Here is a 15,558-nt window from a genome sequence, read left to right on the forward strand (position 1 = left end):
AACTACCTAAAAGAGCTGCAGTCTTTGACCGCAGCTCTTTTTATATTAATTATTATTTTAATATTTCAAGCAGCAGATCCCCTGTTTGAATAGCGTTTCCGTTAGATACATATATATCATCGATCATTCCTGAAAACGGGGCTTGAACAGTTGTTTCCATTTTCATCGCTTCAGTTATCATTAAATGATCACCTTTTTCTACTTTTTCTCCCTTTTTTACGAGAACCTTAATAACTGTCCCAGGCATTGTAGCACCAATATGGCATTCATTGTGTGGATCAGCAGCTATTTTCGAAACGACTGTCGCTTTAATACTTTCATCTTTAATAACAACTTCGCGCGGCTGTCCATTTAATTCAAAATAAACAACTCTTGTTCCATCCTCTTGCGACTGGCCAATCGAGACAAGCTTTACGATGAGCGTTTTTCCTGTTTCGATCTCTATTTCAATTTCTTCGCCAAGTCTCATACCATATAAGAAAGTTGGCGTATCTAATGCGGAAACATCACCAAACTGCTCAACTGTCTTTGTATAATCCATGAACACTTTCGGGTATAAAGCATATGCAAGTTTATCAAACCAAGTTACTTGTCTGCCAAGCTCCTTGAATAGCTTTTCTCTTAAAGCTTCAAAATCAACATCTTTTAGCAGCTCACCGGGACGAACAGAAATCGGTTCTCTATTCTTAAGAATAACTTTCTGCAATTCTTCCGGGAATCCGCCATATGGCTGTCCAAGATACCCTTCAAATAACTCAACAACAGAATCAGGGAAGTCGAGAGTCATTCCTTTATTAATCACATCTTCCTCTGTTAATTGGTTTTGGACCATATATAATGCCATATCTCCAACAACCTTTGAAGAAGGGGTAACCTTAACAATATCTCCAAACATTTGGTTTACACGAGAATACATCTCTTTTACGTCATCCCATTTTTCTCCTAAGCCTACACCCTTTGCCTGCTGCTGCAGATTACTATATTGTCCACCAGGCATTTCGTGCTGATAGACCTCCGTATGCGGAGAAATCATGCCGCTTTCAAAATCTCGATAATATTTTCTGACGTCCTCCCAATAGTAAGATAATTGCTCTAATGCATTAATATTAATATTAGGCTTACGATCCATTCCCTCTAATGCGTAATATAAAGAATTTGCACTAGGCTGTGATGTTAAACCAGCCATTGAGCTAAGAGCTACATCAACAATATCAACACCGGCTTCAATTGCTTTTGCATACGTAAATATACCATTTCCACTCGTATCATGTGTATGAAGGTGAATTGGAATATCTACAGTTTCCTTTAACTCAGATATTAAGCGATAGGCAGACTGAGGTTTTAATAAACCAGCCATATCCTTAAGCGCCAAGATGTGGGCTCCTTGACTTTCTAGTTCTTTCGCTAATTCTTTATAATAATTGATATTATATTTTGACCTAGAAGGATCCATAATGTCACCAGTATAACAAATAGCTGCTTCTGCAATTTTTCCAGTTTGTCTTACCGCATCAATAGCTACTTCCATTCCTTTGACCCAGTTAAGGCTATCGAAAATTCTGAAAACATCAATTCCAGCTTGTGCTGACTTTTCAACGAACTCGCGAATTACGTTATCAGGATAATTAGCATAGCCCACAGCATTTGAGCCTCTAAGCAGCATTTGAAACAGAATATTCGGCATTTTTCCCCTTAGCATCAATAGTCTTTCCCAAGGATCTTCTTTTAAGAACCGATAAGCCACATCAAATGTAGCTCCTCCCCACATTTCTGTAGAAAATAATCCAGGCAGCAGTTTTGCTGTTGGTTCTGCGATGTGTTTAATGTCATTTGTCCTAACACGAGTAGCTAGCAATGACTGGTGAGCATCTCGGAACGTTGTATCTGTCAGCAAGATTTCTTTTTGTTCTTTTATCCATTTAACTAAGCCATCTGCTCCATATTGATCAAGAATTTGTTTTGTTCCATCTTGATATGGCATGCTGCTGCTTACTTTGGGGATCCTTGGCTGATCGAAAACTGGACGTTTTCTTTTTTCAATGCCGGGGAAGCCATTAACAGTTACGTTTGCAATATAGGAGAGCATTTTTGTTCCTCGGTCTTTTCGTTTAGGGAATAAAAACAACTCAGGGGTTTTATCGATAAAGGAAGTATCATATTCTCCTTTAAGAAATTTTTCATGCTTTACTACGTTTTCCAAAAAAGGAATATTCGTCTTAATGCCGCGAATTCTAAATTCCTGAAGATTCCGAACCATTTTGGCAGCAGCCTGCTCAAAGGTCATAGCTTGAGTTGATAATTTTACAAGCAGTGAATCATAATAAGGGGTGATGACTGCTCCTTGGAAACCGTTTCCTGCATCAAGCCGAACTCCAAAACCTCCTCCAGACCGGTATGCCATAATTTTTCCTGTATCTGGCATAAAGTTATTTAGAGGATCCTCCGTTGTAACACGTGACTGGATTGCGAATCCGCTCACATGTATATTTTCTTGAGTTGGAACTCCGACTACTTTACTATGAAGGGAATGTCCTTCTGCAATAAGAATTTGTGTGTGAACAATATCAATCCCTGTTACCATCTCAGTAATTGTATGCTCAACTTGAACACGCGGATTTACTTCAATAAAATAGAAATCTTCTCCGGATACTAAAAATTCGACAGTTCCAGCATTCACATAGTCTACTTTTTTCATTAATCTGACTGCTGCTTCACAAATTTCATCTCTTAGCAGCGGCGAAAGAGATACACATGGTGCTACCTCAACTACCTTTTGATGACGACGCTGCACAGAGCAATCTCTTTCATATAAATGAACAATATTACCGTGTTTATCTCCAATTATCTGAACTTCAATATGCTTCGGCTTTTCAATAAATTTCTCTACATAAACCTCATCATTACCAAATGCAGCCTTCGCTTCGGATTTAGCACGTTCATAAGATTCTTTAACTTCCTCAAGACTATTAACAATTCGCATGCCTCTTCCGCCTCCGCCAAGAGAGGCTTTAATGATAATCGGGAATCCATAGTTCTTTCCGAAGCTAACAACATCTTCTAATCCATTTACAGGACCGTCACTGCCAGGGATAACTGGAATTTCTGCCAATTGAGCTTGTGATCTCGCTTTAACTTTGTCACCAAACATATCTAAGTGCTTGGATTCTGGACCAATAAAAATGATTCCTTCTTCTTCACATCGTTTAGCAAAATGAATATTTTCTGATAAGAATCCATATCCCGGATGAATCGCGTCAACGTCACTATTTTTCGCAATTTCAATAATTCCATCAATATCTAAGTAAGCATCTATTGGTTTTTTTCCTTCTCCTACAAAATAGGCTTCATCAGCCTTATATCGATGATAGGATCCGGAATCCTCCTTTGAATATATTGCGACTGTACGGATATTTAATTCTGTACAAGCTCTAAATACCCGGATCGCAATCTCTCCTCTGTTTGCTACTAAAACTTTGTTGATACGTCGGCTCAAGAAAAACACCTCTTCTTCAATTTTTGATTTTTCTGGAAATTGAGAATATGCAATGGCCGTTGCATAGCCGATTGCATTAATTCATGCACTTGATTGCCTAATATCTTGTTGTAGTTGCCAAATCATCAAGAGCAGGAAAACTTATTAACAAGTGAAGGATAACTGTCACTTATTTACGGAAATTATAAATCTTATTATTGGATACATTTCGAACCGGCTCCGGATGTTCCTTCTCTTTTGTTCCTTTATATTTTTGTTCATATGTAACGAACATCGATATATTTACGAGAATTCCCATTGCAAGAGAAAGCTGCAAGAGAGATGAGCCTCCATAACTAATAAATGGCAATGGTACACCTGTTAAAGGGATAACACCGGATATTCCCGCTAGGTTAGTAAACGATTGAATTCCTATCATACTAGAAATCCCAATTGCTAGTAAACTCCCAAATGGATCCTTACATTTTAATCCTATATATAGTCCTCGGAGAACGATATACCCGAGCAGCAATAAAACAAAACATACACCAAATGCGCCTAACTCTTCAGCAACAACTGCCATGATAAAATCGGTATGGGCTTCTGGTAAGTATCCAAGCTTTTGAATACTGTTTCCTAAACCCAGCCCTTTCACTCCACCTGCGCCTAAAGCTAAATAGGAGTTGACCAAGTGATAGCCGAAATCTGTTACAAACGGATCTTGAAATGCCTCAAAACGGCCTAATCGCACTTTTGTAAAAATTTTATTCTGCATTATTAAAACTAGCGGAGCAACGATTAATACACCAATTGTTCCTAGCTTAAGGATATTTTTATAGCTCATACCCGAAGAAAAAATAATCATCGCTGCAATAGCAAAGATGATCGCAGCTGTCCCAAAATCCGGCTGAATTGCAACAAATAAACAGGCAAGAAACAAATAAACAAGCGGTGGAACAACTCCTCTGTTAAACTCATTTATATATGTCTGTTTCTTTGCATAGACAGCAGATAAATAAATAATAACTGTTAGTTTTACAAACTCTGAAGGCTGTAAACTTCTGCTCCCGAGTTTAAACCAGCTCTGTGCATTTCCCGCAGCATGTCCAAATATAAATAAAGCAAATAACCCGATTAATGAAAAAAATACCATCGGTACAAGAAACTTATTGCTTTGCATCGCTTTGTAAGGAAACAGTGCAGTGATCACAAAAGCAATTGCTCCAAAAATTATATGCAGCTTTTGCTTGTCATAAAAATAATCACTTGGATATCCATAGCGCTGTACGGCTATTACCATACTTGCGCTAAAAATCATGATCAGGCCAAAAATTGATAAAAGAGCAACAGCAATAACTAAAGAATAATCATATGATTTTAAGATTTTTTTTAACATCCAGCCTCTTCCCTTATCTTCTATGTAGAGTTATTTATTCGGCTAAAGCACTAAAATATCCTGCATCGAAGAAAAGTTGTTTTAAATGTAACACACTATTTAAGGAAAATCTATAATAATGTCATACTATTTAATTATTTTATGACATTATTTCCAATCTTTCTTTCTGATGCAGAATAACCTTTATTGCCTTAGACCTTTAATTATAAGGCTCAGTTAAGCGTAGTTGTTGATTTCCGCTGAAGGCACTCGCTTTCCGCGGGCGGTCCGGGAGCCTCCTCGTTGCTATCACTCCTGCGGGGTCTCCCAATGACTCGCTTTTCCCGCAGGAGTCTCGTGCCTTCCGCTTCAATCAACAAGTGCAAAAATCAACATTCTGCTTTAACAAAGCTAATTATAAAAAAACTCAAACAATCAAAATTGAATGTTTGAGTTTTTATTAGTTTATTTTCTTACAGAGGCATCATGAAGAATAGAAAGCTCCCTTTCTAATTCCGCCATAATTGCCTTTCCTTTCTTTTCTTCAATTAATCCAAGTCGGACCGCAAAATCTATTTCCCTAGACAACCCAAACATTTGCGTATCAAGCACCTCTTCATATAAAGGGCATTGTGGCATTGTAAGATTGTCCATTTGCACTTTTATTAATTTCAATATTTTATCAGCATCAGCCCTTAATAAGGCATTTGCTCTTTCCTTGTGGTCAATAATCATTTCTGAAGTCAACTTTCAATCCCCCATTTCCGAGCGATTATCCTATCTATAAATTTTATACTTAAGACAAGAAAAAAGCAAGAATAATGAGGGATGCTCACTTATTAAAAAATACTAAAATCATATTGTTTCGAGAGTTCTTCCATTAGCCTTATTCCTGCTATACTGTTTCCCTTCTCATCCAATGAGGGTCCGAAAATCCCAATCCCATACTTTTCAGGCACGACAGCAAGTATTCCTCCTGCAACTCCGCTTTTAGCTGGAATTCCTACTTTAATTGCAAATTCTCCAGAAGCATTGTACATTCCGCAAGTGACCATAAATGTTTTACAAATTCTCGCTATTTGAACTGGTATTAGCCTTTCTCCAGTTTGAGGATCCACCCCATTTAATGCAAAAACAGCGCCTATTCTAGCTAACTCAAAGCAATTCATTTCAATTGCACATTGTTTTGTATATATTCTCATTAATTCTTCAATATCACTATCTATAACTTTATGCTGTTTCATAAAATAACATAGAGATCGGTTAAGCCATGCGGTTTCTAGCTCTGAGTCTGCAACTTCTGCATCATATGTAAGCTCAGAGTTATTCGCCAATCGTTTTACAAAATGAATAATTCGTTCCCATTTTTCCATCTCATTATGCCCTTTAATCATGTTTGTCACAGCAAGGGCACCTGCATTAATCATTGGATTCAACGGCTTAGATGGAATTGAAGTTTCGAGCTTTGAAATCGAATTAAAAGGATCACCAGTCGGCTCCATTCCAACTCTGTCGAAGACATATTCAACACCATTATCCTCCAATGCAAGAGCTAACACGAGTACTTTAGAGATACTTTGCAATGTGAATCTTTTTGTATAAGATCCAGCGTACATGCATTCATTATTACTTTTATAAATAGCGATGGATAAATCATTTTTATTTGCTTTAGCAAGGGCTGGAATATAGTCTGCCACCTTCCCTTTTTCAACAAGTGGAGAAACCAAATTTATCAGCTTCTGCAAATCCTCATTTGTTTGACATGTCAATCCAATTTCCTCCAAACATTTGGTCATTTAATACTATTTTTCATAAACATTCTCTTTTTATCTATTGTTGATGCAGTTAGTATAATCCTATCTCTACACAGGAATTAATTCTAGCATGCGCTTGAAAGTATGACAATTAGATTAAAAATCTGTATACTTACCATTGTAAATAAGTTTGATTGGCCTTTTTAGGAGGAATAAAAATGGAAAATATTATTGCATTAGGCGGTAATGTTAAATATTCAATTACACTTGATCCAGGGGTATGGATATTTGATGACCGAAAAGTGGATTTACTCACTTATTTTGAATCGGAAAAAGAGGAAGATAAATCTTTAGAAGAATATACGAAGGCAGTTTCGAAGCATTGGGATCGAGAAATTATGGAGGGTGCTGTATATCCTCCTACTTTAAAAACTGAGAAGAAATTTGAAAAAGAAAAAGTGCTTACTGGAACATTCGGTATTCCGTTAAAGCCCTTTATCCAAAACGCTGAACCAGAAAAAGATGCTTCTACCTTTATTATCGTAACTGAAGAAGACGAGGAAGTTCAGATGCCTATTCAAAAGGCTGAGGAAGTAATTTTGGGCTTCTCTATTAATGGCAAGCCTTTGAGAGATGACGGACCGGTTCATGTTTATTTCGGGGATGGCAGCAATAAAAATAACCCGATTAAGAAAGTAAAGGCTTTTAAAATTCAATAACTCAGGATGGGGCAATATTTTATTGCCCCTTTTTAACACACATTCACCTCACTACAAGTTGTTATAATAGATCAGCAGCTAGTTGTGCCAGTCCAGATCTCTCCCCTTTAACAAGCTTCACATGTCCTGAAATCATCTGATCCTTAAATCTCTCAACTACATATGTTAATCCATTATTATAGGCATCTAAATATGGATGATCAATTTGTTCCGGATCTCCCATTAATACAATTTTACTTCCTTCCCCTACACGGGTAAGTATTGTTTTCACTTCATGTTTAGTAAGATTTTGCGCTTCATCAATAATTATATATTGATCCGGAATACTTCTTCCCCTAATATATGTCAGTGCCTCTACTTCTATAGAACCCATTCCTGCCAAAATGGCATCCAATTCACCAGGTTTTTTTACGTTAAATAAATATTCAAGATTATCAAAAATAGGCTGCATCCACGGTCTGAGCTTTTCTTCCTTCTCGCCAGGAAGATAGCCTAAATCTTTGCCAACAGGGACAATCGGTCTTGCTACAAGGAGCTTTTTATATTCTCCGTAATCTTCCGTTTGCATAAGACCAGATGCTAAGGCAATCAAAGTTTTGCCTGTTCCAGCCTTTCCAGTTAATGTAACAAGCGGAAGATCTTTTCTTAATAGGAGATCCAAAGCCATTGTTTGCTGAACATTTCTCGATTTAATTCCCCAAATATGGTCATAATCGAATATAAGCTTTTTTATTTTTTTCCTTGTTTTATCAACATAGCCAACAGCAGATCCAGAAGATCCTAAAGCGTCCTTCATGATCAGGAATTGATTGGGATAGACAGGAAACGTAACAACTTCAGAAATATGAAGTTCTCCTTTTTCATAAAATCGATTTAAAGTATCCTTCCCAATATATACTTCCAAAAACCCTGTATACAGATGGTCATTTTCAATCACACGATCACTCAGGTAGTCTTCACTCATTAAACCAATTGCATCCGCTTTTACTCTTACAAGCGCATCTTTACTGACTAATATTACACTCCTTCCATTTTCCTTCGTTTCTTCTTCAAGAGATAGATTTTTTGCTACAGCTAAAATGCGATTATCATTCGTTTTTTCAATAAAAATATCCTGCAGCTGATGAAAGGACCTATGATTTAATTCAATTCGCAAACTTCCGCCATTCTCAAGAGGAATTTTTTCATGTAGTTTACCAGCACCTCTAAAGCTGTCTATTAGCCGTGATACATGTCTTGCATTTCTGCCAATCTCGTCCATATATCTTTTCTTTGAATCCACTTCTTCAAGCACAACTGCTGGTATCACTACTTCATTATCTTCAAAAGAAAAAATCGAATGAGGGTCTTGTAACAAGACGTTTGTATCTAACACATATATTTTACTCAATCTAATGCCTCCTGCTCCTCTTAGGTCTATTAAACAGTGGAACGAATGGAACTTTGCTAAAATATATGTTTTACCGAATAAAGATAGAAGAAATTTTGCACAATAACCGTTAAAGAATCCTTTAAAATGCTGTGAATCTGAAAATTTCAGAAGTCCAGTTAGAGTATAGGAGTTGGTAAACATTGAAAAGGATGCTGCTAGCAGGACTGGCTGTTTTATTAATTGCCGGTTGTGGATTTAATAATAATCAAACGAAAGAAAATAATAATGGGAACAATTTAGTTAATGTAAAAAACAGTACGATTCAGGAGGTCGACCGTACAACTGGACAACAAACAGCACGTAGGCTCGTTAAACTAGCCAGTAGTATTCCTAATGTTAATAATGCAACAGCAGTTGTATTAGGCCGTTATGCAATCGTAGGATTAGATGTAAATAAAAATCTGGAAAGATCAGAAGTAGGCGCTATAAAATACTCAGTAGCGGAAAGTTTAAAAAATGACCCCGATGGTGCACGTGCTATCATCATCGCTGATCCCGATATAAATGCCCGGTTACGGGAAATCTCCGATGATATTCAAAACGGCAGGCCCATTCAAGGAATAATGAATGAATTAGCCGATATAGCAGGCCGGTTAATGCCCGAAATCCCTGCAGATATTATCGATCCTAAACCTAAAAATGCTCCTGAGGAACCAAAGAAGCAAATGAATGAACAAGAAGGAAGAAAGCTGGAAAAACAACAAGAGGAACAATCCAATCACTATAAAGATAAACGTGAATAATACATTAAAATGAAAAATACCTAGTCTTTTGACTAGGCATTTTTCATTGCATCCATTACTTGTTTATCTAGACGTGCAGCAGCATCTTTATCATATGTTTTATCATATTGAGGTTCAGAAACAATTTTCGATCCATAGAACATAACATCCCGAACTTCTTTAATAGTTATCTCTACTAAAGCGAGCTTTAATGGGACACCTTCTAGCTTTTCTTCCTTAACAGCCCCATCCCCTGCAATGGAATATGTAGACTCATTTGCAATTACATTAACGACTGCTTTATTGTTCTCTTTAATATTTTGAACAATTCTAGAACGATTATCTACTGCAAAGTAAATCGTTTCTTCATCCTTTGCCAGTACCCACGAAATCGCACTTACATTCGGCCCGCCTGTTTCATAATCAATTGTAGCTAATGTAACAAACCGCTCTTGCTGAAGTGCTTCAAAAAGTGGCTGAATTAACTTAGGTTCAACCTGATTTGCCATGTAAATCCCTCCTTCATTTTACATCATATTATGCCTCCTTCTAACTTTCAACCGTTTCTCATTAACGAATATAAAAAGAAAGTCGAAATGAAGCTCCCCATCATATATAATTAAAATTAATATAATAACCCATTATTTTTTTGCAAGTAAAATAATTAGCAAAATAATATAAGTATTTAATATTTATTAGAGGTGTCTGCTATGAGAGTAAAATGTGTTTTATGCGATAAAATTGAATCAATAGAAGATCATTCCTTCCAGGCAAAACGACTTAGAAACCGGCCGATTCATACTTATATGTGTAAAGAGTGTGAAGCAAGAATAACAGAAAAAACACAAAAAAGGCTCCAATCCGGCAATTTTAAATTGTATCAAAGCAATGTAAAAGAGGAAGAATGGTAAAAAAGAGGGAGGCATCGCCTCCCTCTTTTTTATTTAACTTTCTGGATAATTTATGTACTTTTCAGGCTCAGAGTTAATTTGATTAAGCATAACTTCAATTAATTCTCTAGGGAAGCGTGTTTTTTTTCTTTCCCCATTTTGATCGAAATGAACATAGTACATAACTTCATCTGTCTCGATCACAATATTGGTAAGTCCATGTTCTTGAACAAGCATTTCCCCGAACATTTTTTCTGTTTCTGCAGCTGCTGTATCATTTGGTCTTTCATCACTTACAATTTTAATTGTCAACCAATTATACAAATTATCCTGAAGCGAATTCATATGATCATCTCCACCCTACATCTCGCTTTTTGCTTGTTTTTTTGATTGATGAAGACGAATCTTATAAATAATTAGGATCAAAGCCGCTACAACAAGCCCTTCTGTGATTGGAAGGAACACGGCAAAGAAGGTTAAAACTGTACAACCTAAAATAAGGAAAAGATATATAATTGCCGATTTCGCCAATGGCAGCTTCTTTGCAAATCCTAATTTAAATACAATTACACAAAGTAATACAATGGTCAAATATAACATCCACATGCCAACTGTTGAATTTTCTTGTACTTTAAATAAAGCAGCAAAAAAAGACAGACGATCGTTAATATCAACTATTTCCATTCTCCCCCTTCTTATGAGGAACTAATGTATTATGGAAAAAGAGCCAGTCTCAAAGATTGGTCTCTTTCTCCATTGTAATGCATTATTTAGCTCATTTCAGCATATTTTTTCTTCTTCGCAATTCTTTCACGTTCATTTTTATCAAGGATTTTTTTGCGTAGACGAATAGATTCAGGAGTAACTTCGCAATATTCATCTTCGTTTAGATATTCTAAAGCTTCTTCAAGCGTCAAAATTCGTGGCTTTTTCATCGTTACCGTTTGGTCTTTTGTAGCAGAGCGTACGTTTGTGGCTTGTTTTACTTTCGTAATATTTACTGTAAGATCACTTTCACGATTATGCTCCCCTACAATCATTCCTTCGTAAATTTCAGTTCCAGGTTCAACAAAAATGGTTCCACGGTCTTCTACTTGCATAATACCGTAAGTTGAAGCTTTTCCACTCTCCATTGAAACAAGTACACCCTGGCGTCTTCCGCCAACCTGTCCAGCTGCCATCGGCTGATAGCTGTCGAATGTGTGGTTGATAATTCCGTATCCTCTTGTCAAAGTTAAGAATTCTGTCGTATAGCCGATCAGACCTCTTGCTGGAACATTAAAGATTAAACGTACTTGACCGTTTCCATTATTGATCATATCAAGCATTTCGCCTTTTCTAGCTCCAATTGACTCCATGATGGCACCAGTATGCTCTTCAGGTACATCTATTTGTACACGTTCTACCGGCTCACATCGTACACCATCGATTTCCCTAACGATAACTTCTGGCTTTGAAACTTGAAGTTCATATCCTTCACGGCGCATGTTTTCAATTAGGATGGATAAATGTAATTCCCCACGGCCGGAAACGATCCATGCATCAGGTGAGTCGGTATTATCAACACGAAGACTTACATCCGTTTGCAGCTGTGAACGTAATCTTTCCTCGACCTTTCTCGCAGTCAAATATTTTCCTTCTCTTCCCGCGAATGGACTGTTATTAACTAAGAAAGTCATTTGCAAAGTAGGCTCATCAATTCGAAGAACCGGCAATGCTTCCTGATGTTCTACCGGACAGACTGTTTCACCAACATTAATATCTTCCATGCCAGATAAAGCAATTAAGTCCCCTGCATGTGCTTCTTCAATTTCTTGTCTCTTCAAACCAAAGAAACCAAAAATTTTCGTGACTCTAAATTGCTTAACAGAACCATCCAGCTTCATTAATGCCACTTGCTGACCTACTTTAATCGTTCCCCGGAAAACACGTCCAATTCCAATTCTACCCACATAATCATTATAATCAAGTAAAGCTACTTGGAATTGTAGCGGTTCTTCTCGATTATCTACTGGAGCAGGAATATGGCTAATAATTGCATCATATAAAGCCTGCATGTTTTCGTCTTGTTTTGTTGGGTCAGTGCTAGCTGTGCCATTTATACCTGATGCATAAATAACTGGGAATTCAAGCTGGTCTTCAGTTGCTTCCAATTCTATAAATAAGTCAAGAACCTCATCAATTACTTCTTCAGGACGTGCAAAATCTCGGTCAATTTTGTTAACAACTACTATTGGTGTTAGGTTTTGCTCTAGTGCCTTTTTAAGAACAAAGCGAGTTTGTGGCATGCATCCCTCGTATGCGTCAACAATAAGCAGAACACCATCAACCATTTTCATGATCCGTTCCACTTCTCCGCCGAAATCAGCATGTCCTGGTGTATCAAGAATATTAATTTTTGTATCTTTATACTGAATCGCAGTATTTTTTGCTAATATAGTTATTCCACGTTCTCTTTCAATATCATTTGAATCCATCGCACGTTCTTCAACATGTTCATTGGATCTGAAAGTTCCAGCTTGTTTTAAAAGCTGGTCAACCATTGTAGTTTTTCCATGATCGACGTGTGCGATAATAGCAATATTTCTTATGTCTTCTCTAAGTTTCAAGGAAGTTCCTCCTACCTCTATTTTAACAGGATAAAATTATAGTCATTTTTTTCAAATTCTACAACTGAAACATTATAACACAAATAAAGTGGAAACCTAAAACGTTTTTGTGTAAAATAATATTCTATAGTAAACATTTTTATATCCAAAATTGTCACCCAAACTGGGAGGTTACCTATAATGAATCAAATTAAGTGGCCCTTATTAGCTTTTGCGATTGCAGCAGCACTATGCATGATGGGCATTGGAGTTGCCATTGCAGAGAGAAGTATTATCGGGATTATCGGAGCAATAGTATTGTTAATCTTCGTTATGGGATTTGGTTTTAAGACGAAGAAAAATATGAGGGAAAAAGGATTGTTATAATAAGTAATAAACATGACCGCCATTTAGCGGTCATGTTTATTACCAATTGCCATTATTTAAGTAGCGCTCCATAATTTCCTGATGCAGTCCTGGTTTTGAAATAAACACCGTATTATTTTCTAAGAAGTGTAATTTTTCTCCCTTTAATGTCGTTGCCATTCCTCCAAGCTCCTCAATCATAATAACCCCTGCCGCAATATCCCAAGGTGCCAGACGCATCGTAATATATGCATCTATCCTTCCTGAAGCGATATACGCCATCTCTAATGCTGCTGACCCATATGAGCGTGTGCCTCGCGCATCTTTTACTAATGGAGATAATATTGAGGGATCAATTCGTTTATTTTCCGTTACCCATGTTGCATTCAGTCCTATTATAGCTTCAGGAATTGAAACTTCTTCAAGTGGGGGAAGTTTAAGATTGTTTAGGTAGACTCCATTGCCTTTAATCGTATGGTAGAGCTCATCATGTACGACATCATAAATGAGACCAATTTTCCCTATACCATCTTCATAAATACCGATGGAAATAGCAAAATTCCTTTGCTGATGGATAAAATTCATCGTTCCATCAATCGGGTCTATAATCCAAACGATTCCATCAAGATTTGATAATTGATCCCCAAACCCCTCTTCTCCCAAGATTCTATGTTCAGGAAAGGTTTCATTAATTTTCTGGATGAAAAATTGTTCCGTGCCTTTATCAATATCAGTCACTAGATCATTTGCATTTGATTTTGATTGAATAACTAGTGTTTTACTGAAGGAATCCTTAATTTTTTCACCTGCTTCTTTTATCCATTCGATAGCATATTGGTTTATTTTTTCCCAAGTCATTTTATGGTCTAACCCTCCTCATCTTCTTAGCATACCAGCAATTTCACCTAAAGGGATATTTAGATAATTAATATAATTTGTAACAATAGCTTATTAGAATTAGTTCGGCACTTCAAGCTATATCCTTTCACCATCTTAAAAAACTTAAACATTATTCTTCTATAAAATAACAAAACGGACTCCAAAGTTTTTGCTGGAGTCCGTTTTTATTGGTTAAGTCCTATTTCCATATACATTTTCTAATATCTTTCCCCTTTACCTCAATCATTTGGAATCAAAGTTAGAGTGCCTTTAATCTTAATAGTTCCTGCCTAATCCTTTCCAGCTTTTGTTTTGTTTGTATTTTTAGGTCCTCATTTTTTTCATTCATTGCATCGTATAGCACAGCTAATTCATAATCCAATTCTAATCGAAGGATTGCAGTTCGTTCCTTTTCGCCCGCTGTGTGTTTTGTGGAGTTCATTAGCTTTTTCATTCACATCACCCCTTTCAAAATAGTTAATTTTCTGACTATTTGTTCTTATATGTTATGAAGAATTTGAGTCAGATGCAACAAATTTGTGCGATTACCTATATTTGTATATCGATTCATTAGTGCTTGCTAGTTTTGGTTTAAATTCATGTATGCTACAATATTCCAGAAAAGTTTATTTTATAACTACAATTAATCAAAAGACTATTTTATCTTTGGTAATACATAAGGAGGCACATATGTCATTTTCAGGATTTACAACGACTGATTTTGATGTTTTTAAGATTGAAGGATTGGAGGAACGAATGGAAGCGTTAATTACTCATATTCGTCCGAAATTAGATGGATTAGGGAAACACTTTGCTCCCATGCTGGCTATAGAGTCAGGAGATGAAATGTTCCCTCATGTTGCTAAACATGCACGCAGAACGGTAAATCCTCCAAACGATACTTGGGTTGCATTTGCGAGCAATCCAAGAGGCTATAAAATGCTCCCACATTTTCAGATAGGACTATGGGAAACACATGTATTTATTTGGTTTGCTGTAATATATGAAGCTCCAAATAAAGCGGATTTCGGAAGGAAATTAGAAAAGAATATAAATAAAATTTACAAGCAAATACCAAAAGACTTTGTTTGGTCTGCCGACCATACAAAACCATTTGCACATACCCATGGCGAAATGACAAAGGAAGAGTTGAAAGCCATGTTTATGCGCTTACAAAATGTAAAAAAAGCTGAAATTTTATGCGGTATCAATATTCCGAGAAAAGCTGCTATCGAAATGGCTCCTGAAATCTTTCTAAATAGAGCAGAATCTGTGTTTAGAACTTTATTACCCCTATATAAAATGAGTTAAACTAAAGTCATAAATAATGGGCAGCTCCCTTGAAGCATTTTCGGAGGCTG

At 36.6% G+C, this 15,558-nt stretch carries 16 protein-coding genes; 5 read left to right on the forward strand and 11 right to left on the reverse strand.

The window, feature by feature from the left end:
- Positions 1–52 precede the first annotated feature (52 nt).
- From pyc to glsA, 4 genes are all read right to left on the reverse strand, one after another.
- On the reverse strand, positions 53–3,493 hold the full coding sequence (gene pyc / locus H0173_RS02610; RefSeq protein ID WP_221844354.1) for a pyruvate carboxylase: 3,441 nt from the start codon (positions 3,491–3,493) through the stop codon (positions 53–55).
- A 169-nt stretch (positions 3,494–3,662) separates the two neighbouring features.
- Positions 3,663–4,868 (reverse strand): FtsW/RodA/SpoVE family cell cycle protein, encoded by a 1,206-nt coding sequence (locus tag H0173_RS02615; RefSeq protein WP_221844355.1) that lies wholly within the window; start codon positions 4,866–4,868, stop codon positions 3,663–3,665.
- Between the two features lie 444 nt (positions 4,869–5,312).
- The gene (locus H0173_RS02620) at positions 5,313–5,594 is read right to left on the reverse strand and encodes an Fpa/YlaN family protein (protein WP_221844356.1); all 282 of its coding nucleotides are present in this window, start codon (positions 5,592–5,594) and stop codon (positions 5,313–5,315) included.
- Positions 5,595–5,686: 92 nt separating this feature from the next.
- Positions 5,687–6,616 (reverse strand): glutaminase A, encoded by a 930-nt coding sequence (gene glsA / locus H0173_RS02625; RefSeq protein WP_221844357.1) that lies wholly within the window; start codon positions 6,614–6,616, stop codon positions 5,687–5,689.
- Between the two features lie 203 nt (positions 6,617–6,819).
- Between glsA and H0173_RS02630 the strand changes: the two genes are divergently transcribed.
- Positions 6,820–7,320, forward strand: coding sequence for a peptidyl-prolyl cis-trans isomerase (locus H0173_RS02630; RefSeq protein WP_221844358.1), 501 nt, complete (start codon positions 6,820–6,822; stop codon positions 7,318–7,320).
- A 61-nt stretch (positions 7,321–7,381) separates the two neighbouring features.
- On the opposite strand, the gene H0173_RS02635 is transcribed toward H0173_RS02630, so the two are convergent.
- On the reverse strand, positions 7,382–8,710 hold the full coding sequence (locus H0173_RS02635; protein WP_221844359.1) for a PhoH family protein: 1,329 nt from the start codon (positions 8,708–8,710) through the stop codon (positions 7,382–7,384).
- Between the two features lie 182 nt (positions 8,711–8,892).
- Here H0173_RS02635 and H0173_RS02640 point away from each other — a divergent pair, with 182 nt between their 5' ends.
- Positions 8,893–9,495 (forward strand): YhcN/YlaJ family sporulation lipoprotein, encoded by a 603-nt coding sequence (locus H0173_RS02640; RefSeq protein ID WP_396021173.1) that lies wholly within the window; start codon positions 8,893–8,895, stop codon positions 9,493–9,495.
- 32 nt (positions 9,496–9,527) lie between these two features.
- On the opposite strand, the gene H0173_RS02645 is transcribed toward H0173_RS02640, so the two are convergent.
- Entirely contained in the window at positions 9,528–9,983 is a 456-nt protein-coding gene (locus H0173_RS02645) for a pyridoxamine 5'-phosphate oxidase family protein (protein WP_221844360.1), read from the reverse strand.
- Positions 9,984–10,184: 201 nt separating this feature from the next.
- On the opposite strand from H0173_RS02645, the gene H0173_RS02650 reads away from it, so the two are divergent.
- Positions 10,185–10,385 (forward strand): YlaI family protein, encoded by a 201-nt coding sequence (locus H0173_RS02650; protein ID WP_221844361.1) that lies wholly within the window; start codon positions 10,185–10,187, stop codon positions 10,383–10,385.
- 33 nt (positions 10,386–10,418) lie between these two features.
- On the opposite strand, the gene H0173_RS02655 is transcribed toward H0173_RS02650, so the two are convergent.
- The 3 genes from H0173_RS02655 to typA all read right to left on the reverse strand — a co-directional run bounded on the left by H0173_RS02655 (position 10,419) and on the right by typA (position 12,973).
- On the reverse strand, positions 10,419–10,709 hold the full coding sequence (locus H0173_RS02655; RefSeq protein WP_221844362.1) for a hypothetical protein: 291 nt from the start codon (positions 10,707–10,709) through the stop codon (positions 10,419–10,421).
- A gap of 15 nt (positions 10,710–10,724) precedes the next feature.
- On the reverse strand, positions 10,725–11,048 hold the full coding sequence (locus tag H0173_RS02660; protein WP_260630975.1) for a YlaH-like family protein: 324 nt from the start codon (positions 11,046–11,048) through the stop codon (positions 10,725–10,727).
- Between the two features lie 86 nt (positions 11,049–11,134).
- Positions 11,135–12,973: a translational GTPase TypA gene (typA, locus tag H0173_RS02665; protein ID WP_221844363.1), complete on the reverse strand. Its 1,839-nt coding sequence runs from the start codon at positions 12,971–12,973 to the stop codon at positions 11,135–11,137.
- Positions 12,974–13,153: 180 nt separating this feature from the next.
- Between typA and H0173_RS02670 the strand changes: the two genes are divergently transcribed.
- A complete protein-coding gene (locus H0173_RS02670) occupies positions 13,154–13,339 on the forward strand; it encodes a YlaF family protein (RefSeq protein WP_221844364.1) in 186 nt (61 codons plus the stop codon).
- A 39-nt stretch (positions 13,340–13,378) separates the two neighbouring features.
- Here the strand turns inward: H0173_RS02670 and H0173_RS02675 are convergent, their stop codons facing one another.
- Entirely contained in the window at positions 13,379–14,176 is a 798-nt protein-coding gene (locus H0173_RS02675; protein ID WP_221844365.1) for an inositol monophosphatase family protein, read from the reverse strand.
- Positions 14,177–14,456: 280 nt separating this feature from the next.
- Entirely contained in the window at positions 14,457–14,651 is a 195-nt protein-coding gene (locus H0173_RS02680) for a hypothetical protein (protein WP_221844366.1), read from the reverse strand.
- Between the two features lie 236 nt (positions 14,652–14,887).
- On the opposite strand from H0173_RS02680, the gene H0173_RS02685 reads away from it, so the two are divergent.
- A complete protein-coding gene (locus tag H0173_RS02685; protein WP_221844367.1) occupies positions 14,888–15,508 on the forward strand; it encodes a DUF1054 domain-containing protein in 621 nt (206 codons plus the stop codon).
- Positions 15,509–15,558 lie beyond the last annotated feature (50 nt).

The organism is Bacillus sp. S/N-304-OC-R1 (assembly GCF_019749375.1).
Classification (GTDB): domain Bacteria; phylum Bacillota; class Bacilli; order Bacillales; family Cytobacillaceae; genus Cytobacillus.